Origin of the sequence: Streptomyces prunicolor (assembly GCF_045162825.1) — a bacterium.
GTDB classification, from domain to species: domain Bacteria; phylum Actinomycetota; class Actinomycetes; order Streptomycetales; family Streptomycetaceae; genus Streptomyces; species Streptomyces prunicolor.
The window spans coordinates 6,366,088-6,388,221 of the sequence record NZ_CP108676.1 but is presented as its reverse complement, the minus strand read 5'-3'; the positions used below and the strand labels follow the sequence as shown (position 1 = coordinate 6,388,221).

General features: G+C 68.2%; 20 protein-coding genes. 4 read left to right on the top strand and 16 right to left on the bottom strand.

Annotated elements, in window-relative coordinates; genetic code table 11:
- Positions 1-2 precede the first annotated feature (2 nt).
- Genes nuoL through OG588_RS29295 form a run of 12 tightly spaced genes read right to left on the bottom strand, consistent with a single transcriptional unit; the run spans position 3 to position 12,725 of the window.
- Positions 3-1,898: an NADH-quinone oxidoreductase subunit L gene (nuoL, locus tag OG588_RS29350; RefSeq protein WP_405949903.1), complete on the bottom strand. Its 1,896-nt coding sequence runs from the start codon at positions 1,896-1,898 to the stop codon at positions 3-5.
- Positions 1,899-1,912: 14 nt separating this feature from the next.
- A complete protein-coding gene (nuoK, locus tag OG588_RS29345; RefSeq protein ID WP_016437642.1) occupies positions 1,913-2,212 on the bottom strand; it encodes an NADH-quinone oxidoreductase subunit NuoK in 300 nt (99 codons plus the stop codon).
- Positions 2,209-3,054: an NADH-quinone oxidoreductase subunit J gene (locus tag OG588_RS29340; protein WP_405949902.1), complete on the bottom strand. Its 846-nt coding sequence runs from the start codon at positions 3,052-3,054 to the stop codon at positions 2,209-2,211. Before OG588_RS29340 ends, nuoK begins: the two co-directional genes overlap by 4 nt.
- Complete coding sequence (nuoI, locus tag OG588_RS29335) at positions 3,051-3,662, bottom strand: NADH-quinone oxidoreductase subunit NuoI (protein WP_405949901.1); 612 nt, start codon at positions 3,660-3,662, stop codon at positions 3,051-3,053. Before nuoI ends, OG588_RS29340 begins: the two co-directional genes overlap by 4 nt.
- Positions 3,655-5,025, bottom strand: a complete 1,371-nt coding sequence (nuoH, locus tag OG588_RS29330; RefSeq protein WP_019061208.1) for an NADH-quinone oxidoreductase subunit NuoH — start codon at positions 5,023-5,025, stop codon at positions 3,655-3,657. Before nuoH ends, nuoI begins: the two co-directional genes overlap by 8 nt.
- Positions 5,022-7,526, bottom strand: a complete 2,505-nt coding sequence (locus tag OG588_RS29325; protein WP_405949900.1) for an NADH-quinone oxidoreductase subunit G — start codon at positions 7,524-7,526, stop codon at positions 5,022-5,024. Before OG588_RS29325 ends, nuoH begins: the two co-directional genes overlap by 4 nt.
- Positions 7,523-8,869, bottom strand: a complete 1,347-nt coding sequence (gene nuoF / locus OG588_RS29320; RefSeq protein WP_405949899.1) for an NADH-quinone oxidoreductase subunit NuoF — start codon at positions 8,867-8,869, stop codon at positions 7,523-7,525. Before nuoF ends, OG588_RS29325 begins: the two co-directional genes overlap by 4 nt.
- Positions 8,869-9,720, bottom strand: a complete 852-nt coding sequence (gene nuoE / locus OG588_RS29315) for an NADH-quinone oxidoreductase subunit NuoE (RefSeq protein WP_405949898.1) — start codon at positions 9,718-9,720, stop codon at positions 8,869-8,871. The genes nuoF and nuoE overlap by 1 nt, the downstream gene beginning before the upstream one ends.
- Positions 9,717-11,063, bottom strand: coding sequence for an NADH-quinone oxidoreductase subunit D (locus tag OG588_RS29310; RefSeq protein WP_405949897.1), 1,347 nt, complete (start codon positions 11,061-11,063; stop codon positions 9,717-9,719). Before OG588_RS29310 ends, nuoE begins: the two co-directional genes overlap by 4 nt.
- Entirely contained in the window at positions 11,060-11,800 is a 741-nt protein-coding gene (locus OG588_RS29305) for an NADH-quinone oxidoreductase subunit C (protein ID WP_405949896.1), read from the bottom strand. Before OG588_RS29305 ends, OG588_RS29310 begins: the two co-directional genes overlap by 4 nt.
- The gene (locus tag OG588_RS29300; RefSeq protein ID WP_007383964.1) at positions 11,797-12,351 is read right to left on the bottom strand and encodes an NADH-quinone oxidoreductase subunit B family protein; all 555 of its coding nucleotides are present in this window, start codon (positions 12,349-12,351) and stop codon (positions 11,797-11,799) included. The genes OG588_RS29305 and OG588_RS29300 overlap by 4 nt, the downstream gene beginning before the upstream one ends.
- A gap of 14 nt (positions 12,352-12,365) precedes the next feature.
- Positions 12,366-12,725: an NADH-quinone oxidoreductase subunit A gene (locus OG588_RS29295; RefSeq protein WP_007383963.1), complete on the bottom strand. Its 360-nt coding sequence runs from the start codon at positions 12,723-12,725 to the stop codon at positions 12,366-12,368.
- Between the two features lie 745 nt (positions 12,726-13,470).
- Between OG588_RS29295 and OG588_RS29290 the strand changes: the two genes are divergently transcribed.
- Together OG588_RS29290 and def are read left to right on the top strand one after the other, a co-directional pair.
- Positions 13,471-14,280 (top strand): C40 family peptidase, encoded by an 810-nt coding sequence (locus OG588_RS29290; protein ID WP_405949895.1) that lies wholly within the window; start codon positions 13,471-13,473, stop codon positions 14,278-14,280.
- 185 nt (positions 14,281-14,465) lie between these two features.
- Positions 14,466-15,092 (top strand): peptide deformylase, encoded by a 627-nt coding sequence (gene def, locus OG588_RS29285; protein WP_405949894.1) that lies wholly within the window; start codon positions 14,466-14,468, stop codon positions 15,090-15,092.
- A 24-nt stretch (positions 15,093-15,116) separates the two neighbouring features.
- On the opposite strand, the gene OG588_RS29280 is transcribed toward def, so the two are convergent.
- On the bottom strand, positions 15,117-16,400 hold the full coding sequence (locus OG588_RS29280; RefSeq protein ID WP_019061216.1) for a geranylgeranyl reductase family protein: 1,284 nt from the start codon (positions 16,398-16,400) through the stop codon (positions 15,117-15,119).
- 97 nt (positions 16,401-16,497) lie between these two features.
- Here OG588_RS29280 and OG588_RS29275 point away from each other — a divergent pair, with 97 nt between their 5' ends.
- Positions 16,498-17,004 carry a GNAT family N-acetyltransferase gene (locus tag OG588_RS29275; protein WP_405949893.1) on the top strand — a complete coding sequence of 169 codons (507 nt, stop codon included), beginning with the start codon at positions 16,498-16,500 and terminating at the stop codon, positions 17,002-17,004.
- Between the two features lie 120 nt (positions 17,005-17,124).
- Positions 17,125-17,439, top strand: a complete 315-nt coding sequence (locus OG588_RS29270) for a PASTA domain-containing protein (protein ID WP_405949892.1) — start codon at positions 17,125-17,127, stop codon at positions 17,437-17,439.
- Between the two features lie 96 nt (positions 17,440-17,535).
- Here OG588_RS29270 and OG588_RS29265 read toward each other — a convergent pair whose 3' ends face one another.
- From OG588_RS29265 to OG588_RS29255, 3 genes are all read right to left on the bottom strand, one after another.
- Positions 17,536-18,231 (bottom strand): demethylmenaquinone methyltransferase, encoded by a 696-nt coding sequence (locus OG588_RS29265; protein WP_405949891.1) that lies wholly within the window; start codon positions 18,229-18,231, stop codon positions 17,536-17,538.
- 100 nt (positions 18,232-18,331) lie between these two features.
- Complete coding sequence (locus OG588_RS29260; protein WP_405949890.1) at positions 18,332-19,684, bottom strand: acyltransferase; 1,353 nt, start codon at positions 19,682-19,684, stop codon at positions 18,332-18,334.
- Entirely contained in the window at positions 19,684-22,122 is a 2,439-nt protein-coding gene (locus OG588_RS29255; protein WP_405949889.1) for a bifunctional polysaccharide deacetylase/glycosyltransferase family 2 protein, read from the bottom strand. The genes OG588_RS29260 and OG588_RS29255 overlap by 1 nt, the downstream gene beginning before the upstream one ends.
- Between the last annotated feature and the right edge of the window lie 12 nt (positions 22,123-22,134).

The window sequence follows — 22,134 nt, the reverse complement described above, 5'->3', positions numbered from 1 at the left end:
TATCAGACCGCCCTCATCAGCAGGGTCGCGGCGACGAGGATGGCCGCACCGCCGAACATCGAGACCGCGTACGACCGCGCGTAGCCGTTCTGCAGCTTGCGCAGCCTTCCGGAGAGGCCGCCCATGGAGGCCGCCGTGCCGTTGACGACGCCGTCGACCAGGGTGTGGTCGACGTAGACCAGGGAGCGGGTGAGGTGCTCGCCGCCGCGCACCAGGACGACGTGGTTGAAGTCGTCCTGGAGGAGGTCGCGGCGGGCGGCCCGGGTGAGCAGCGAGCCGCGCGGGGCGACGGCCGGGACCGGCTTGCGCCCGTACTGCGCCCAGGCGATCCCGACGCCGATGACGAGGACCACCATGGTGGCCAGGGTGACCGTCAGGGCACTGACCGGGGAGTTGCCCTCCTCGTGGCCGGTGATGGGCTCCAGCCAGTGCAGGAAGCGGTCGCCGATGCCGAAGATGCCGCCGGCGAAGACCGATCCGAAGGCCAGCACGATCATCGGGATCGTCATCGTCTTCGGGGACTCGTGCGGGTGCGGTTCGTTGCCGTTCTCGTCGGGCTGCCAGCGCTTCTCTCCGAAGAAGGTCATCAGCATCACGCGCGTCATGTAGAACGCCGTGATGGCCGCGCCCAGCAGGGCCGCGCCGCCGAGGATCCAGCCCTCGGCGCCGCCCTTCGCGAAGGCCGCCTCGATGATCTTGTCCTTGGAGAAGAAGCCGGACAGTCCCGGGAAGCCGATGATGGCCAGGTAGCCGAGGCCGAAGGTGATGAAGGTGACCGGCATGTACTTCCTGAGGCCGCCGTACTTCCTCATGTCGACCTCGTCGTTCATGCCGTGCATGACCGAACCGGCGCCGAGGAACAGCCCGGCCTTGAAGAAGCCGTGCGTCACCAGGTGCATGATCGCGAAGACGTAGCCGATGGGGCCGAGTCCGGCGGCGAGCACCATGTAGCCGATCTGCGACATGGTCGAGCCTGCGAGGGCCTTCTTGATGTCGTCCTTCGCGCAACCGACGATCGCACCGAACAGGAGCGTGACGGCGCCGACGACGGTGACGACCAACTGTGCGTCCGGTGCGGCGTTGAAGATCGCTCCGGAGCGGACGATCAGGTACACGCCCGCGGTCACCATGGTCGCCGCGTGGATGAGGGCCGAGACCGGGGTCGGGCCCTCCATCGCGTCGCCGAGCCAGGACTGGAGCGGCACCTGGGCGGACTTGCCGCAGGCGGCGAGCAGCAGCATCAGGGCGATGCCCGTGAGTTTGCCCTCGGAGGCGTCACCGACGTGGCTGAGGACCGGGCCGAAGGCGAAGGTCCCGAAGGTCGTGAACATCAGCATGATGGCGATCGACAGGCCCATGTCGCCGACCCGGTTGACCAGGAAGGCCTTCTTCGCGGCGGTCGCCGCGCTGGGCTTGTGCTGCCAGAAGCCGATCAGCAGGTAGGAGGCGAGACCGACGCCTTCCCAACCGACGTACAGCAGAAGGTAGTTGTCGGCGAGGACGAGGATCAGCATCGCCGCGAGGAACAGGTTCAGATAGCCGAAGAAGCGGCGCCGGCGCTCGTCGTGCTCCATGTACCCGACCGAGTACAGGTGGATCAGCGAGCCGACACCGGTGATCAGCAGGACGAAGGTCATCGACAGCTGGTCGAGGCGGAAGGTGACGTCCGCCTGGAAGCCCTCGACGGGGACCCAGGTCCACAGGTGCTGCATGAGCGTCCGGTGCTCGGCGTTCTTCCCCAGCAGGTCGGTGAAGAGGACGACACCGATCACGAAGGAGGCGGACGACAGCGCCGTGCCGATCCAGTGGCCGACGGCATCGAGCCGCCGGCCGCCGCACAGCAGGACGACCGCTCCGAGCAGAGGCGCCGCTACCAGCAGCGCAATCAGGTTCTCCACGATTCAGCGACCCCTCAGAGCTTCATCAGGCTGGCGTCGTCGACCGAGGCCGAGTGGCGGGAACGGAACAGCGACACGATGATCGCGAGCCCGACCACGACCTCCGCGGCGGCGACGACCATCGTGAAGAAGGCGATGACCTGACCGTCGAGATTGCCGTGCATCCGGGAGAAGGTGACGAACGCGAGGTTGCAGGCGTTGAGCATCAGCTCGATGCACATGAACACGACGATCGCGTTCCGCCTGATCAGCACTCCGGTGGCGCCGATCGTGAACAACAAGGCGGAGAGATAGAGGTAGTTGACGGGGTTCACTTCGACGCCTCCTCGGTCCGCTTGAGGTTCGCCGGCGCGATCTCGGTGCGCTCCAGGCGCTCCTCGGCGCGCTGCTCCAGGGCCCGCAGATCGTTCAGCGCCTCGCTGGACACATCGCGGATCTGGCCGCGGTCACGGAGCGTCTTGCTGACCGTGAGCTCGGACGGGGTGCCGTCGGGCAGCAGGCCCTGGACGTCCACCGCGTTGTGCCGGGCGTAGACGCCCGGGGCGGGGAGCGGCGGGAGGTGCTTGCCCTCGCGGACGCGCTGCTCGGACAGCTCGCGCTGGGTCTTGGGCCGCTCGGTGCGCTCGCGGTGCGTGAGCACCATGGCGCCGACGGCGGCCGTGATCAGCAGGGCGCCGGTGATCTCGAAGGCGAACACGTACTTCGTGAAGATGAGGGCGGCCAGGCCCTCCACGTTTCCGTTGGCGTTGGCCGTGCTCAGGCCGTCGAACTGCGTGAGCGAGGCGTTGCCGATGCCCGCGAACAGCAGGACACCGAAGCCGAGCCCACAGAGAAGGGCCAGCCAGCGCTGGCCCTTGATGGTCTCCGTCAGGGAGTCCGCGGCCGTGACGCCGACCAGCATCACCACGAAGAGGAACAGCATCATGATCGCGCCCGTGTAGACGACGATCTGCACGATGCCCAGGAAGTAGGCGCCGTTGGCGAGGTAGAAGACCGCCAGGATGATCATGGTCCCGGCGAGCGAGAGCGCGCTGTGCACCGCCCTCCGCATGAGGACCGTGGACAGGGCGCCGATCACCGCGACCGTGCCGAGGATCCAGAACTGGAAGGCCTCGCCGGTGGAGGTGGAGTAGGCGGCGGCGAACTGCGCGCTCATGCCTCCACCCCCTCTTCCTCTGGCTTCTCGCCCTTGGAGACGGCTACTTGGGGCACCGTGCCGGGCGCGGCCTCCGTCACCAGGCCCCGGTAGTAGTCCTGCTCGTCCATCCCCGGGTAGATGGCGTGCGGGCTGTCGACCATGGTGTCGTCGAGGCCCGCCAGCAGCTGTTCCTTGGTGTAGATGAGGTTCGCGCGGCTGGTGTCCGCGAGCTCGAACTCGTTGGTCATCGTCAACGCGCGCGTGGGGCACGCCTCGATGCACAGGCCGCACAGGATGCAGCGGGCGTAGTTGATCTGGTAGACGCGGCCGTACCGCTCGCCCGGCGAGTAGCGCTCCTCGTCGGTGTTGTCGGCGCCCTCCACATAGATGGCGTCGGCGGGGCAGGCCCAGGCGCACAGCTCGCAGCCGACGCACTTCTCCAGGCCGTCCGGATGGCGGTTGAGCTGGTGCCGTCCATGGAACCGGGGGGCTGTGGTCTTCTCCTGCTCCGGGTACTGCTCGGTCAGCCGCTTCTTGAACATGGCCTTGAAGGTCACGCCGAAGCCGGCCACGGGGTTCTGGAAGCCAGGCTTCGACTGCCCGGTCTCCTTTGGCTCCTCAGCCATCGGACGCCTCCTTTCCATCCAGAGATCCGTCACTGCCAGTATCCGAGCCACCACTGACAATCAGCTCCCGCTCGCGTCGCGAGGGGCGCCGAGGCACCGGTGGCAACTCCTGTCCCGGCAGCGGCGGTACGGGGAATCCGCCCGCCATCGCGTCGAACCCGGCGGGTTCCTCGGCCAGTTGCGCGTCGTCCTTGGCCTTCTGGCGGAACATGTCCGCGATGAAGGACAGCAACAGCAGGACGAGCACACCGCCGCCGATGTAGAGGGCGATGTCGGCGAAGTCGTAGTTCTCGTTCTTGAGGGTCCGTACGGTCGCGACGAGCATCAGCCAGACCACGGAGACCGGGATGAGGACCTTCCAGCCGAGCTTCATCAACTGGTCGTAGCGCACGCGCGGGAGCGTGCCGCGCAGCCAGATGAAGAAGAACAGCAGCAGCTGGACCTTGATGACGAACCAGAGCATCGGCCACCAGCCGTGGTTCGCGCCCTCCCAGAAGGAGCTGATCGGCCACGGGGCCCGCCAGCCGCCCAGGAAGAGCGTGGTCGACACCGCGGAGACCGTCACCATGTTCACGTACTCGGCGAGCATGAAGAGCGCGAACTTGATGGACGAGTACTCGGTGTTGAAGCCGCCGACCAGGTCGCCCTCGGACTCCGGCATGTCGAAGGGGGCACGGTTGGTCTCGCCGACCATCGTGATGACGTAGATGATGAAGGAGACCGGCAGCAGGATGATGTACCAGCGGTCGTGCTGTTGTTCAACGATCGTCGAGGTCGACATCGACCCGGAGTAGAGGAACACCGAGGCGAACGCGGCGCCCATCGCGATCTCGTAGGAGATCATCTGGGCGCAGGAGCGCAGGCCGCCGAGCAGCGGGTAGGTGGAGCCGGAGCTCCAGCCCGCCAGGACGATGCCGTAGATGCCGACCGAGGCGACCGCGAGGATGTAGAGCATCGCGATCGGCAGGTCGGTGAGCTGCATCGTGGTGCGGTGGCCGAAGATCGAGACCTCGTTGTCGGCGGGCCCGAAGGGGATCACCGCGATCGCCATGAAGGCCGGGATGGCCGCGATGATCGGCGCGAGGATGTAGATCAGCTTGTCCGCGCGCTTGACGATCAAGTCTTCCTTGAGCATCAGCTTCACGCCGTCGGCGAGCGACTGGAGCATGCCCCAGGGGCCGTGCCGGTTGGGGCCGATGCGCAGCTGCATCCAGGCGACGACCTTGCGTTCCCAGACGATCGAGAACAGCACGGTGATCATCAGGAACGCGAAGCAGAACACCGCTTTGACGACGACCAGCCACCAGGGGTCGCGGCCGAACATGGAGAGGTCTTCGGCAGCGAGGTACGGGTACGGGCTCATGCCTCCACCTCCTTGGGGGCCTCGCCCGCGAGCGTGGCCGGGCCGATGCGGACGAGTGCGCCGGGCAGCGCCCCGGTGTCGGAGGCGACGCCCCCGCCGGTGGAGTTCAGCGGGAGCCAGACCACGCGGTCGGGCATCTCGGTGATCCGCAGCGGGAGTTCGACGGTTCCGGAGGTGCCGGTCACGGCGAGCGCGTCGCCGTCCTCGACGCCCGCCTCGGCGGCCGTGGCGGCCGACACGCGCGCGTGGGCGGCGTGCCGGGTACCAGCGAGCGCTTCGTCGCCCTCTTGGAGCGCACCCTGGTCGAGCAGCAGCCGGTGCCCGGCGAGCACGGCCTCCCCGGCGGCCGGCCGCGGCAGCACACCCGCAGTCTCCAGCGGATCGCTGGCCCGCGGCCCGTCCCAGGCCCCGAGCCGGTCCAACTCCGCGCGCGCGGTGCGCAGATCGGGCAGCCCCAGGTGTACGTCCATGGCGTCGGCCAGCATGTGCAGCACACGCGCGTCCGTGGGGGCGAGGGTGCGGGTCATCTGGTCGGGCTTGAGCGCGGCGTCGAAGAAGCGGACCCGGCCCTCCCAGTTGAGGAAGGCGCCCGCCTTCTCGGCGACCGCCGCGACCGGGAGGACGACGTCGGCGTGTTCGGTGACCTCGCTGGGCCGCAGTTCGAGCGACACCAGGAAGCCGACTTCGTGCAGTGCCGCACGCGTGCGTGCCGGATCGGGCAGATCGCCCGGCTCCACACCGGCGACGAGCAGCGCCCGGAGTTCACCACCGGCGGCGGCCTCGACGATCTGGCCGGCGTCGCGGCCGTAGCGGTGCGGGAGTTCGGCGACGCCCCAGGCGACGGCGACCTCGTCACGCGCGCGCGGGTCGGTGGCCGGTCGCCCGCCCGGCAGCAGCGACGGCAGCGCGCCCGCCTCGATCGCCCCGCGCTCCCCGGCCCGGCGCGGAATCCACACCAGCCGGGACCCGGTCGCGAACGCGGCCCGTACGGCGGCGGTGAGACCCCCGGCGACGGCGGCCAGCCGTTCACCGACGACGATCACAGCACCCTCGGTGCGCAACGCCTCGGAGGCACTGGCGCCGTCATCCTCAAGGCCGACCCCGCTGGCGAGCGCGTCCAGCCACTCGGTCTCGGTGCCGGGAGCGGCAGGCAGCAGGATGCCGCCCGCCTTGTCCAGTCCGCGCGTGGCGTGGGTGGCGAGCGAGAACACCCGCTGCCCTTGCTTGCGCGAGGCCTTGCGCAGCCTCAGGAAGACGCCTGGCGCCTCCTCCTCGGACTCGAACCCGACCAGCAGTACGGCGGGCGCCTTCTCCAGGGAGGTGTACGTGACGCCGTTGCCGTCGAGGTCCCGGCCACGGCCTGCGACCCGGGCGGCCAGGAAGTCGGCCTCCTCGCTGCTGTGCACCCGCGCGCGGAAGTCGATGTCGTTCGTGTCGAGCGCCACGCGCGCGAACTTGCTGTACGCGTAGGCGTCCTCGATGGTGAGGCGGCCACCGGTCAGCACACCGGTGCGACCCCGCGCGGCCGACAGGCCCTGGGCGGCGGCCTCCAGGGCCTCCGGCCAGGACGCGGGCTCCAGGACACCGTCCGCGTTGCGCACCAGGGGCGTTTGCAGCCGGTCGCGCTGCTGCGCGTACCGGAAGCCGAAGCGCCCCTTGTCGCAGATCCACTCCTCGTTGACCTCGGGGTCCACGGCGGCCAGGCGCCGCATGACCTTGCCGCGCCGGTGATCGGTGCGGGTCGCGCAGCCACCGGCGCAGTGCTCGCACACGGAGGGCGTGGAGACCAGGTCGAAGGGGCGGGAGCGGAATCGGTACGCCGCCGAGGTGAGCGCGCCCACCGGGCAGATCTGGATGGTGTTCCCGGAGAAGTACGACTCGAAGGGGTCGCCCTCACCGGTGCCGATCTGCTGGAGCGCGCCCCGCTCGACCATCTCGATCATCGGGTCGCCCGCGACCTGGTTGGAGAACCGGGTGCAGCGGGCGCACAGCACGCACCGCTCGCGGTCCAGGAGAACCTGGGTGGAGATCGGGACGGGCTTCTCGTAGGTCCGCTTCCTGCCCTCGAAGCGGGACTCGGCGTTGCCGTGGGACATGGCCTGGTTCTGCAGGGGGCATTCGCCGCCCTTGTCGCAGACCGGGCAGTCCAGCGGGTGGTTGATGAGGAGGAGCTCCATCACGCCGTGCTGGGACTTCTCGGCCACGGACGAGGTGAGTTGGGTCTTGACGACCATGCCGTCCGTGCACGTGATCGTGCAGGACGCCATCGGTTTGCGCTGGCCCTCGACCTCGACGATGCACTGCCGGCAGGCGCCGACCGGGTCGAGGAGGGGATGGTCGCAGAACCTGGGGATCTCGATGCCGAGTTGCTCGGCGGCGCGGATGACCAGGGTGCCCTTGGGCACGCTGATCTCGGCGCCGTCGATCGTCAGCGAGACGAGATCCTCGGCCGGGACCGCCGCTTCGCCCCCTCCGGAGGGGGCGTTCGTGGTCACCGTCATGCGTTCACCTCCGTGCGGTCGGCCCAGGCCGTGGACTTGGCCGGGTCGAAGGGGCAGCCCCGGCCCGTGATGTGCTGCTCGTACTCCTCGCGGAAGTACTTGAGCGAGGAGAAGATCGGCGAGGCGGCGCCGTCACCGAGGGCGCAGAAGGACTTGCCGTTGATGTTGTCGGCGATGTCGTTCAGCTTGTCGAGGTCGGACATGTGGCCCTTGCCGGCCTCGATGTCACGCAGCAACTGCACGAGCCAGTACGTCCCTTCGCGGCACGGGGTGCACTTGCCGCAGGACTCGTGGGCGTAGAACTCGGTCCAGCGGGTGACGGCACGCACGACGCAGGTCGTCTCGTCGAAACATTGCAGAGCCTTGGTGCCGAGCATGGAACCCGCGGCACCCACTCCTTCGTAGTCAAGAGGGACGTCGAGGTGCTCGTCGGTGAACATCGGCGTGGAGGACCCGCCCGGCGTCCAGAACTTGAGGCGATGCCCGGCCCTGATCCCGCCGCTCATGTCGAGCAGTTGGCGGAGGGTGATGCCGAGCGGCGCCTCGTACTGACCGGGACTGGTGACATGGCCGCTGAGCGAGTAGAGCGTGAAGCCCGGGGACTTCTCGCTGCCCATCGACCTGAACCATTCCTTGCCTTTTTGCAGAATGGCGGGAACTGACGCGATCGACTCGACGTTATTCACAACAGTCGGGCACGCATAGAGGCCCGCGACCGCAGGGAAAGGGGGACGGAGCCGCGGTTGACCACGGCGGCCTTCGAGCGAGTCGAGCAGCGCGGTCTCCTCACCGCAGATGTACGCGCCCGCACCCGCGTGCACGGTGAGCTGGAGGTCGAGCCCGCTGCCCAGGATGTTCTCGCCTAGGTAACCCGCGTCGTACGCCTCGCGTACGGCCTCGTGCAACCGCCGCAAAACAGGGACGACTTCACCACGCAGATAGATGAAGGCATGCGACGACCTGATGGCATAACACGCGATGACAATGCCCTCGATGAGGCTATGCGGGTTCGCGAACAGGAGCGGGATGTCCTTACAGGTCCCCGGCTCCGACTCGTCGGCGTTGACAACTAGATAGTGTGGTTTTCCATCCCCTTGGGGAATGAATTGCCATTTCATTCCGGTGGGGAAGCCGGCGCCACCGCGACCGCGCAGACCGGAGTCCTTCACATACGCGATGAGGTCGTCCGGCGACATGGCGAGCGCCTTGCGGAGCCCCTCGTATCCCTCGTGCCTTCGGTACGTGTCCAGAGTCCAGGACTCGTCCTCGTCCCAGAAGGCCGACAGGACGGGTGCGAGCAGCTTCTCGGGGCTGTGGTCTTTCAGTTCGGGTGCCAAGGTCATCACTCCCCCTCCTCGGCGACAGGCCCCGCCGGGTGGGCGGGGTCGGAGGCCGACGTGTCCTGCGGCGCATCGTGCGAACTGAGGTGCTCGGTCGTCGGCGACTGGTCCCGCGGAGCACCGGAGCCCCGCGGATGGACCACGCGCGCGGGTGCGGTCTCTCCCTTGGCCAGGCGGAGGCCCACCAGTGACGCGGGTCCCGCACCGCCGCTTGCCTCGACGGCCCCTGGCCGCTCGTCGGGGAAGCCGGCGAGGATCCGCGCGGTCTCCTTGAAGGTGCACATCGGCGCCCCGCGCGTGGGCTCCACCGGAGCTCCCGTGCGCAGGTCGTCGACGAGGCGTCGGGCGCTGGCCGGGGTCTGGTTGTCGAAGAACTCCCAGTTGACCATCACCACCGGCGCGAAGTCGCAGGCCGCGTTGCACTCGATGTGCTCCAGGGTGACCTTGCCGTCGTCGGTGGTCTCACCGTTGCCGACGCCCAGGTGCTCCTGGAGCGACTCGAAGATCGCGTCGCCGCCCATCACCGCGCACAGGGTGTTGGTGCAGACCCCGACCTGGTAGTCACCGCTCGGCCGGCGCCGGTACATGGAGTAGAAGGTCGCCACGGCGGCGACCTCGGCCGTCGTCAGCTCCAGCAGGGTCGCGCAGAACTGCTGTCCTGTGCGCGTGACATGACCCTCCTCCGCCTGCACGAGATGCAGCAACGGCAGGAGGGCCGAGCGGGAGTCCGGGTAGCGGGCGATGATCTCCCGCCCGTCGGCCTCCAGTCGGGCCCGGACGTCGTCCGGGTAGGCGGGCGCGGGCAGTTGGGGCATGCCCAGACTGACGCCCTGCTCCGAAGAACTGGTGGTCACCGGTCGACGCCTCCCATCACGGGGTCGATGGACGCGACGGCGACGATGACGTCGGCAACCTGGCCGCCCTCGCACATCGCCGCCATGGCCTGAAGGTTGGTGAAGGACGGGTCCCTGAAGTGGACCCGGTAGGGGCGGGTGCCTCCGTCGGACACGGCGTGCACCCCGAGTTCGCCCTTGGGCGACTCGACCGCCGCGTACGCCTGTCCCGGCGGGACGCGGAAGCCTTCGGTCACCAGCTTGAAGTGGTGGATCAGGGCCTCCATGGAGGTGCCCATGATCTGCTTGATGTGGTCGAGCGAGTTGCCCAACCCGTCCGGCCCGAGGGCGAGTTGGGCGGGCCAGGCGATCTTCTTGTCGGCGACCATGACCGGGCCGGGCTGCAGCCGGTCCAGGCACTGTTCGACGATCCGCAGCGACTGGCGCATCTCCTCAAGCCGGATGAGGAAGCGGCCGTAGGAGTCGCAGGTGTCGGCGGTCGGGATGTCGAAGTCGTACGTCTCGTAGTCGCAGTACGGCTGCGCCTTGCGCAGGTCGTGCGGGAGGCCGGTGGAGCGCAGGATCGGGCCGGTGGCGCCGAGGGCCATGCAGCCGGCCAGGTCGAGGTAACCGACGTCCTGCATACGGGCCTTGAAGATGGGGTTCCCGGTGGCGAGCTTGTCGTACTCGGGGAGGTTCTTCTTCATCTTCTTGACGAACTCGCGGATGTGGTCCACCGCGCCGGGCGGCAGGTCCTGGGCGAGTCCGCCGGGGCGGATGTACGCGTGGTTCATCCGCAGGCCCGTGATGAGCTCGTAGATGTCGAGAATCATTTCACGATCGCGGAATCCGTAGATCATGATCGTGGTGGCGCCGAGTTCCATACCGCCGGTGGCGATGCACACCAGGTGGGAGGAGAGCCGGTTCAGCTCCATCAGGAGCACCCGGATGATCTTCGCCCGCTCGGTGATCTGGTCCTCGACACCGAGGAGTTTCTCGACGGCGAGACAATAGGCCGTCTCGTTGAAGAAGGACGTCAGATAGTCCATGCGCGTCACGAACGTGGTGCCCTGCGTCCACGTGCGGTACTCGAGGTTCTTCTCGATACCGGTGTGCAGGTAGCCGATGCCGCAGCGGGCCTCGGTGACCGTCTCGCCGTCGATCTCCAGGATCAGACGGAGCACACCGTGCGTGGAGGGGTGCTGGGGCCCCATGTTGACGACGATGCGCTCGTCGTCGGCCTTGGCCGCGGACTGGACGACCTCGTCCCAGTCGCCACCGGTGACCGTATATACGGTGCCCTCGGTGGTCTCGCGCGCCGAAGCGGCCGACGCGGCGGAAGCGGATGCTGACTGCGTGCTCACGAGTACGACCTCCGCTGGTCCGGAGCCGGGATCTGGGCGCCCTTGTACTCGACGGCGATGCCGCCGAGGGGGTAGTCCTTGCGCTGCGGGTGGCCCGGCCAGTCGTCCGGCATCATGATCCGCGTCAGGGCCGGGTGACCGTCGAAGATGATCCCGAAGAAGTCGTAGGTCTCGCGCTCGTGCCAGTCGTTGGTCGGATAGACCGGGACCAGGGACGGGATGTGCGGATCGCTGTCCGGGGCGCTGACTTCGAGGCGGATCAGCCGGTTGTGGGTGATCGAGCGCAGGTGGTAGACGGCGTGCAGCTCGCGGCCCTTGTCGTGCAGGTAGTGGACCGCGCTCACGCCCGTGCAGAGCTCGAAGCGCAGGGCCGGGTCGTCGCGCAGGGTCTGGGCGACTCGGACCAGGTGCTCGCGCTCGATGTGGAAGGTGAGTTCACCGCGGTCGACGATCGTCTTCTCGATCGCGTTGCCGGGCAGCAGACCCTGTTCCTCCAGGGCGCCCTCCAGTTCGTCGGCGACCTCGTCGAACCAGCCGCCGTAGGGCCGGCTCGCCTCGCCCGGCAGGCGGACCGAGCGGACCAGGCCGCCGTAACCGGAGGTGTCGCCGCCGTTGTTGGCGCCGAACATGCCGCGCTGGACGCGGATCTCCTCGCCCTCGCCGCGCTGGCCGGGGAGGTTGGAGGCGCCCGAATCCTGCTCCGGGTCGGCTCCGTTGGTGCCGTTCGCGTCACTCACCGCAGCAGACCCTTCATCTCGATGGTGGGCAGTGCCTTGAGCGCCGCCTCCTCCGCCTCGCGGGCCGCCTCCTCGGCGTTCACGCCGAGCTTGGAGGACTGGATCTTCTGGTGGAGCTTGAGGATCGCGTCCATCAGCATCTCGGGCCGTGGCGGGCAGCCCGGGAGGTAGATGTCGACCGGGACGATGTGGTCGACGCCCTGCACGATCGCGTAGTTGTTGAACATGCCGCCCGACGACGCGCAAACGCCCATGGAGATAACCCACTTGGGGTTCGGCATCTGGTCGTAGACCTGCCGCAGCACCGGCGCCATCTTCTGGCTGACCCGGCCCGCGACGATCATCAGGTCCGCCTGGCGGGGTGATCCGCGGAAGACCTCCATGCCGAAGCGTGCGAGGTCGTAGCGTCCGGCGCCGGTCGTCATCATCTCGATGGCGCAGCAGGCGAGTCCGAACGTGGCCGGGAAGACGGACGCCTTGCGTACCCAGCCCGCGGCCTGCTCGACGGTGGTCAGCAGGAAACCGCTCGGCAGCTTTTCTTCGAGTCCCATGAGTTAAAGGCCCCTCAGTCCCATTCCAGGCCGCCGCGCCGCCATACGTACGCGTACGCGACGAAGACGGTGAGCACGAAGAGCAGCATCTCCACGAGCCCGAAAACACCCAGGGCGTCGAAGGTGACGGCCCAGGGGTAGAGGAAGACGATCTCGATGTCGAAGACGATGAAGAGCATCGCCGTCAGGTAGTACTTGATGGGGAAGCGCCCGCCGCCGGCCGGCGTGGGGGTCGGCTCGATGCCGCACTCGTACGCTTCGAGCTTGGCCCGGTTGTATCGCTTCGGACCGATCAGCGTGGCCATGACCACGGAGAAGATCGCAAAGCCTGCCCCGAGGGCTCCCAGTACGAGGATGGGCGCATACGCGTTCACCGCTCCTCGCTCCTCTCAGTCGGCACTGACTGCTGGCGATGGCATCGGGTCCGCTTCCGGCTCACGCGCCACTCAACCCCCGTTCGTCCCAACGAAGATCGAGAACATGTGAAGCAGGTCACAAGCCCAACTGCCTCGCATCTTATGCCCGGCGCTCTGTGATCTGCGACACGGGGTATTACACAAGCTTTGTGATCTCCACCACCTGACAGTGGATCATCAAGCCGGGCTAGCGGCGATCTTCGCACGTGAAGCGTCCGACTGATCACCAGAGGTGACATTTCCGCTCGTCATCGCAGGCCGAGGGCGGCATCTCAATATCAAGAGGCTTCCCTTGCATGCAAATTGGAGTTGGACGGGACCGCTTGATAGTGGAGGCCCGTTCACACATCAGAGGGAAGCGCGCGGCACGGTGTGGACGCGTGCACACGTTCACGAAGTCACCCGCTCGCGGTACCCACGCAGGACGCACGCATTCCGGTAACCGTTCCGTGACCTCCGCCACACCCATGAGAGGCGCATGAGAACGGGGCTTGGCCACCTGTCCCAACAGGTGGTAGGCGCCGGGCAATTCGGGCGTACCGATGAAAGACCGTGATCACGGGCCTGATCAGACAGGTCCGCAATGTCCGTTACGGCGTCAATAAGGAACGACACACCCGGGGTTGATGGGGCCCATTGAACAATTGTGGCGCAGCACACGTTTCTTGAAGGTATGGAGGAGCCCCTGATACCGGTTGGTCTCATGTCCCACACCGCTCACATACGCAGCCATCGGAAACCCCGCCGCAGCGCGACGACGAACATCGCCGTGCGGGCCGGAGTTGCCGGTGGCGTTCTCAGCATGGCGGCGGCTGGTGCAGCCTCGGCCAATGCCGCCGAGACGACGCAGACCCTGCAACTGCCCACCCTGACCGCCGATCTGTCCACACAGGTCGCCCAGTCCGCCGAGGCCACGCAGCAGGCCGCGGCGAACTACCAGCTGCAGGCCGAGCGCGACACGGCGGCCGCAAACGCCGCGAAGCAGGCCAAGGCGGACCTCGCGGTCGCCAAGAAGAAGGCGGAGGCCAAGAAGAAGGCCCAGGAGGCCGCTCGCAAGGCCGCTGCGGAGCAGGCGGCCTCGCGCAGCTCCGAGAGGACCACCCTGGCCTCCACGGCGACCACGAGCGCCTCCACGAGCACCAGCTCGTCGACGGCGACCGGTTCGGCCGCGACCATCGTGGCCTTCGTGAAGGCGCAGATCGGCAAGTCCTATGTCCTGGGCGCCACCGGCCCCAGCGCCTACGACTGCTCCGGACTCGTCGGAGCCGCCTTCAAGCAGGTCGGCATCAGCCTGCCGCGCGTCTCCCAGGACCAGTCGACCGCCGGTACTCAGGTGTCCCTGAGCAACCTGCAGGCCGGCGACATCCTGTACTGGGGCAGCGCGGGCAGCGCCTACCACGTGGCGGTGTACGTGGGCGACGGCATGTTCGTCGGCGCGCAGAACCCCTCCACCGGCATCGTGGAGCGGCCGCTGTCGTACGACATGCCGACCGGTGCGGTGCGGGTGCTCTGAACCCGCGCACGACGCCGTGAGCATGGGGCCGCTGCCTCGGGGGCAGCGGTCCCCTCGGCGTACCCCGAGGGCGCTCCCGGCCTTCCCTCTACCGGAGTTCGCGGCTCTCCTGAAAGGCTCTCTTCTCAAGGTTCTCAAGTTCGGCTAACCAGACGGCCGGACGCCAAACCCGAGGAGAGCAACTCATGCCACGAGTCTTCGTCCAGGGCAGCCCCGTCGACTCCTATCCCCGGCCCGCGCCCGAGGCCGGACGCGGTTCCGTGCGACGCGTCACCGAGGTCGGTGAAGAGGTCCTGCACCGGCCGTGCCGGGACGTCACCGAGTTCGGGCCCGACCTCGCCGCGCTCATCGACGACATGTTCCTCACCATGTACGTCGCCGACGGAGCCGGCCTGGCGGCCAACCAAGTGGGCGTCGATCTGCGCCTGTTCGTGTACGACTGCCCCGATGACGACGGTGTCCGGCATGTCGGACACATCGTCAATCCGGTCCTCGACCCGCTCGACCCGACCGGGCGCCGGCTGCTCGACGAGGGCGAGGGCTGCCTGTCGGTGCCGGGTGCGGTGATGGACGTACCGCGTCCGGACCGGGCCGTGGTGCGCGGGCTCGACAAGGACGGCGACCCGCTTGTGATCGAAGGCACGGGGTACTTCGCGCGCTGCCTCGCCCATGAGACCGACCACGTCAACGGCCAGGTGTACCTGGACCGGCTCTCCAAGCGGGACCGCAAGGAGGCGCTGCGACAGGTGGCGGACCGGCGTGACGAGGTGTTCGCCCGCCGGGCCGCCAAGACGAAGGCCCTGACCGCCTGATCACCACCAGGACCGGGCCTGCCGCTACGCCTTCGGCGCCACCTTGCTCAGCCCGTTGATGATGCGGTCCATCGCGTCGCCGCCCGTGGGATCGGTGAGGTTGGCCAGCATCTTCAGGGTGAACTTCATCAGCAGCGGGTGCGTCAGTCCGCGCTGGGCCGCGATCTTCATGACCTTCGGGTTGCCGATCAGCTTCACGAAGGCGCGGCCCAGCGTGTAGTAGCCGCCGTAGGTGTCCTTGAGGACCTGCGGGTAGCGCTGCAGGGCGAGTTCGCGGCTCGCGGGGGTGGGGCGGGCGTGGGCCTGGACGATGACGTCGGCGGCGATCTGGCCGGACTCCATGGCGTAGGCGATGCCCTCGCCGTTGAAGGGGTTCACCAGGCCGCCGGCGTCGCCGACCAGCAACAACCCCTTCGTGTAGTGGGGTTGACGGTTGAAGGCCATCGGGAGGGCGGCGCCGCGGATCGGGCCGGTCATGTTTTCGGGGGTGTAGCCCCAGTCCTCGGGCATGGACGCGCACCAGGCCTTCAGCACCTCGCGCCAGTCCAACTCCTTGAAGGAATCAGAGGTGTTGAGGACACCGAGGCCGACGTTCGAGGTGCCGTCGCCCATGCCGAAGATCCAGCCGTAGCCGGGCAGCAGGCGGTCCTCGGCGCCGCGGCGGTCCCACAGTTCCAGCCAGGACTCCAGGTAGTCGTCCTCGTGGCGGGGCGAGGTGAAGTAGGTCCGTACGGCCACGCCCATCGGGCGATCCTCGCGGCGGTGCAGGCCCATCGCGAGGGAGAGGCGGGTGGAGTTGCCGTCGGCGGCGACCACCAGGGGCGCGTGGAAGGTGACTTCGCGTTTCTCCTCGCCGAGCTTGGCGTTGACGCCGGTGATCCGGCCGGTGCGCTCGTCGACGATCGGGGCGCCGACGTTGCAGCGCTCGTAGAGGCGGGCGCCCGCCTTCTGGGCGTTGTGGGCGAGCTGTTCGTCGAAGTCGTCGCGCTTGCGGACGAGGCCGTAGTCGGGGAAGGAGGCGAGTTCCGGCCAGTCCAGCTGGAGGCGGACGCCGCCGCCGATGATGCGCAGGCCCTTGTTGCGCAGCCAGCCGGCCTCCTCGGAGATGTCGATGCCCATGGCCACGAGCTGCTTGGTGGCGCGCGGGGTGAGTCCGTCGCCGCACACCTTCTCGCGCGGGAACTCGGTCTTCTCCAGCAGGAGTACGTCGAGTCCGGACTTGGCGAGGTGGTAAGCGGTGGCGGAGCCGGCTGGCCCCGCGCCGACGACGATCACATCGGCGGTGTTTTCGGAGAGGGGCTCGGTCACGGCGGGATCTCCCCAAGTTCGAAATCTGCGTGCCGACCGGCACTGGACATGGGCAGTCTATTCAGCGCCACTGATCACCAGGCTGAAGGGCTGCCCCGTGAACCGAGCTCTCCCCCCAGTACGGCTCCGCGTCCCGACCGACGAGGACGCCGTCGCCTGGCACCGGACCTTCGACCACCCGGACGTCATGGAGTTCCACGGCGGGAGATCCGCCGAGCTGTCCGTCTACGAGGAGCTCACCGCCCGCCAGCGCCGGCACGACGCGGAGCGCGGTTTCTGCCTGTGGACCATGCTCGACGAGACGGACCGGGTGATCGGCTTCACCGGCGCCCAGCCCTGGCCGGGGGACTGGGGACCGAAGGGTGAGATCGAGATCGGGTGGCGGCTGGGGCGGGAGTTCTGGGGCCAGGGGTATGCCACCGCGGCGGCGGAAGCGACCCTGGAGCGGGTGCGGGCGGCCGGGGTGCCGAGCGTGGTGGCGATGGTGCTGGCCCGCAACACCCGGTCGATCGCGGTGACCCAGCGGCTGGGCATGCACCTCGCCGAGGTCTTCACCACGCCCTCCCGCGAGGAGGAGGGCCACTGTTACCGGCTCGAACTGTAACCCAGAGTAACCAACAGCTACAGAACGACACTTGACGCTTCCAATCGGTACCGGACCGGGGTTACCCTTCCGGTACCGCTGGGGGTGACATCTGTGGGCATAACACCCAAAACACCTGAAGTGCGCGTACCGCGGCTCGTCGGCCTGATGGCCGTGGACGCGCGAGAGACGGCCCAGTCGCGCGGGCTGTTCATCAACTCTCCGGACCGGCCCGACTTCCATCTCGCCGTCGTCGACTACGTCGTACGGCAGTACCCGCAGCCCGACGCCGAGGTGGCGCGGGACTCCGTGGTCTACGTGTGGTTCGACTTCGGTGAGGGCGACGGCGGGGGCGGTATGCGTGAGCCGCGCATCCCCCGGCCGCCGAGCGGCGGAATGCAGCGCGAGCTGGACGAGCCGCCGGGCGACGCGTTCTTCGAGACGGTGATCACGTAAGCGGGGTCGGGCCGAGGGGCCGGGCAGGCGCGCTCGGGAACCTCAGCACCGCCCACCGCCGAAGCCCTCCTCGGGATCCCGCCCCCGAAGCCCCACTCAGACCTGCTTGAAACCCCGGTGCAGGGCCACGATCCCGCCGCTGAGGTTGCGATAGGCGACCTTCGACCAGCCGGCCTTACGGAGCCGCTCGGCCAGTGCGGGCTGGTCGGGCCACGCGCGGATGGACTCGGCGAGATAGACGTACGCGTCCGGGTTCGAGGAGACGGTCCGGGCGACCGGCGGCAGCGCGCGCATCAGGTACTCGGTGTACACCGTGCGGAACGGCGCCCAGGTCGGGTGCGAGAACTCGCAGATCACCACCCGGCCGCCGGGCTTGGCCACCCGGTACAGCTCGCGCAGCGCGGTATCCGTGTCCTGCACGTTGCGCAGCCCGAAGGAGATGGTCACGGCGTCGAACGTGTCGTCCTTGAACGGCAGCCTGGTCGCGTCGCCGGCCGTGAGCGGCAGCCAGGGGTGGCGCTTCTTGCCGACCTGGAGCATGCCGAGGGAGAAGTCGCAGGGCACGACATAGGCGCCGCTGCGGGCGAAGGGGAGGGACGAGGTCGCCGTACCGGCGGCGAGGTCCAGGATCTTCTGCGCGGGGCGGGCGTCGACCGCCTTCGTGACCTCCTTGCGCCATCGGCGGTCCTGGCCGAGCGACAGCACGTCGTTGGTCAGGTCGTACCGTTCCGCCACGTCGTCGAACATCGAGGCGACTTCGTGCGGCTGCTTGTCCAGGGATGCGCGGGTCACGGGCCCATTGTGGCAGTACGGGCCGGGCATCCCGAAGGCGCCCGGCCCGTACTCACCCACCAACACATGCTCCGGCCCGCAATCACCCACCACCACATGCCTACGACGGCAACAGTCTCGGTTTCTTCTTCGCCGCCACGTCCTCCACCCAGCCGCACAGCACGATGAAGACGGCGATCAGAATCCAGCCGATGCCGAACATGAACCACTGGCTCCCCAGCGGCAGCCACTTCTCGAAGGCGGGCACCTTCCAGAACTGGTCGGTCAGCGGCACCGCGAGCACCAGCGCGATCTCGTGCCACAGATAGATCGTCACGGCCCGCGAGTTGAAGATCGTGACGATCCGGTCGAGCCGCTTGAACCGGGTCAGCCAGGCGAAGTCGATGTTGAAGTAGGCCTTGGCCCACATCAGCAGCATGACGTAGCCGGCCGACCAGTAGGTCTGGGCGAGCGGGTTCTCGTCCAGGTCGTAGGTCCCGGCCTCGGCCTGGTGCGTGAAGGCGTACCAGCCGCCGAAGGCGATCGCGGCGACCGACAGCGTGACCACCAGGAAGGGCTTCAGCTTCTGGAGCACACCGTCGCGGTGCGCGAAGCCGAGGATCCAGCAGAAGAGGTACGTCGACAGGTCCCACAGCGCGTTGCCGAACCGGTTGTCCGGCCCCGCCCACACGTACTTGAGGACGACGATCGGCACCAGCGTCAGCAGCAGCACCGGAATCGGCGCCTTGCGGAAGATCCACAGCAGCACCGGCGACAGCATCACGAACCACAGATACGTCCGCAGGTACCAGAGGATCTCCCAGGCCTGCATACCCCAGGCGTTGCCCGGCGGATCACCGACGGGCACGATCCAGAAGACGATCTGCCAGCCCGGCATCCAGTCGTGGATCATCATCGCGACGAGCACGAAGAAGCCCCAGAACCAGAACGGCGGCAGCAGCCTCCGCATCCGGCTCTTGACCACCTTGAACGCGGGCCGCTCCAGCGACTTCGCCATCAGCGTCCCGGCCAGCCCGAACATGATCCCCATCGAGGGGAACACCATCCCGCACCAGGCCCACCCGAAGGTGTGGTACGTCACGACCCGGATCAGCGCGACGGCCCGCAGCGTGTCGAAGTACCGGTCCCGGCCCACCTTTTGAGGCACGGGCGCCGGCTCTTCGGCAACCTCTTCGACCACCGGCTCCGGCTCGACCACCGGTTCCGGCTCGGGCGCCGGCTCCGGTTCTACGACCGGCAGGGGCGCCGTCGCGTACGGCGGCTGCCCGTGGTCGGCGTACTGCTGCTGCTCGTAAGGCTGTTGGACGTACGGCTGTTGGACATACGGCTGGGGCTGGCCGTACTGCTGCGGATGGCCGAACCCCTCGTAGCCGTACGGTTGTTGGGGTTGCTGGGGCTGTTGCGGCGGGCCGTAACCACCCCCGTACCCCTGTTGTTGCTGTTCCCAGCTCATCAGCTCGCCCCCGCCGGTGTGCCGACCTCGCCGGTGCGCTTGAGTTTCTGCCAGCGCAGCCGGCCGCCGGTCAGGGCGGTGATGCTGGAGTGGATGAGGACGAGGTACATCATCTGGCGGTAGGCCAGTTGCTGGAGCGGCATCATCAGCAGGTAGCGGTACTTCTCCCGGTCCAGCCTGAACGCGTAGGCCGCGCACAGGAGTTGAATGCCGAGCACCGCGAACCACATCGCGAGGGACGCCCAGAAGTCGACGAAGATCATCGAGTAGACGGTGAAGACGTCGATCAGCGGGGCGAAGACCGGCGTGATGATCTGGAAGATCACCACCAGGGGCATCCCGACCCGGCCGAAGCGGCCCGAAGGACCCTTGTCCGTAAGGGACTTGCGGTGCTTCCACAGCGCCTGCATGGTGCCGTAGGACCAGCGGTAGCGCTGCGACCAGAGCTGCTTGAGGGAGGCCGGGGCCTCGGTCCAGGCCTTGGCGTGCTCCTGGTAGACGACCCGCCAGCCCTCGCGGTGCATGGCGATGGTGATGTCCGTGTCCTCGGCGAGCGTGTCCTCGCTCATGCCGCCGACCTGGAGGACCGCCTCGCGGCGGAACGCGCCGATCGCGCCCGGGATGGTGGGCATGCAGCGCAGCAGGTCGTACATGCGGCGGTCGAGGTTGAAGCCCATCACGTACTCGATGTGCTGCCAGGCGCCGATGATCGTGTTGCGGTTGCCGACCTTGGCGTTGCCCGCGACCGCGCCGACCTCGGGATCGGCGAAGGGCTGCACGAGGTGTCGTACGGTGTCGGGTTCGAAGACGGTGTCGCCGTCCATCATCACGACGATGTCGTAACTCGCGCTGCGCACACCGTTGTTGAGGGCGGCGGGCTTGCCCGCGTTCTCCTGGCGGATGACCCGGACGTTCGTCATGCCGAAGGAGCGGGCCGCCTCGCGGGCGATCTCGGAGGTGCCGTCCGAGGAGCCGTCGTCGACGACGATGACCTCGATCGGGTGGGTGCTCTTCGCCAGCGACTCAAGGGTGTTGGCGATGCACTCCTTCTCGTTGTACGCCGGGACGATGACGGTCACCGGGCGGGTGACGGTCGGCCCCCAGCTGAACCTGCGTTTGTTGCGCTGTCTGTAATGGCGCCGGGCGAGGATCAGCATCATCCCGAAGCGGCTCATCACGGCGACGCCGACGACGGTGAGGCCCGCCGCAAGTCCCGGCACCACCCACTCGGCGACCGCGACGGCGTAGATGAGCGCCTTCCCCTCGTAGAGGGTCATGCCGGTGGCCTCGCGGTGGGCGCCCTGGAGGACCGAGGTCCCGTTCCTGGAGCCGTTGCCGTTGCCGTTGGCTCCCCCGGCGCCGCCGGCCGCGGCGGCCGAGTCGACGGGCGTCTGGCCGTTGCCCGCGCCGGTGCCGGCGGTGCCGCCCGGTGCGGCGGAGGGCGCGGCGGAAGGAGCCGCGGAGGGCTGCGCGCCGGCCTCGACCGAGCCGGTGCTCGTCCCGGCAGCCGCACCCGCGCCTGCCCCCGCACCGGTCCCGCTCGCCCGCTCGGCGGCGTTGTTCTTGGCGATGGCGCCGCTCACGGTGGTGAACGTGTAGCCCTTCGCCTTCATCTTCTCGATGTACGTGGGCAGCGCCTTCATGGTCTGCGAGCGCACACCACCGGCGTCGTGGAACAGCACCGAGGAACCCGAAGTCCCGGACGGCGTCGCCCACTTGATGATCTTCGCGACACCGGGCTGCTTCCAGTCGTCGCTGTCGGTGTCGACGAAGACACTGGTGTAGCCGGACGCGCCGAGCTTCTTGTAGACGGGGTAGCTGTAGTTGTCGATCGCGTCCGTCTCCGAGGAGTACGGCGCGCGGAAGAGCGTGGTGGTGATCCCGGCCGCGCCCGCGAGCGCGAGCTGGGTCTGCTCCATCTCCCGCTTGATACGGGCGTCGCTCTGGTAGGAGAGGTCGACGTGGGTGAACGTGTGGATGCCCACCTCCTCACCCTGCGAGACCATCTGCTTCACGATGCTCGGGTAGCGCGAGACCATCGAGCCCACCAGGAAGAACGTGCCCGGCACGTCGTACTTCTTGAGGATCTTCAGGACCGTGGGCGTGTAGGTGGGGTTCGGGCCGTCGTCGAAGGTGAGGACGATGGTCTTCTTCGGGATGGTCTGGGTGACCGGTTTGCCGTTCCGGAAGGTCAGGATCGGGCCGCCGTTGAGCACCTTGTCCGGGACCTTGCTGGCGCTCGCGCCGTCCCGGACGCGTTCGTCGCCGCCGACTTCCGCGCGCAGGTAGCCGTCGAGCAGCATCACGCAGGTGAGGCCGAGGAGAAGCAGCAGGGCGAGAATCACCCGGGGTCGCTGGAGCGCGGAGGCCTTGCCGGCCGCGCGTTCCATCCGGGTCGGGGCGCGTCGGCGCCCGCGCGAAGGAGTCGTCGTAGTCATGGCTGCGGTGGT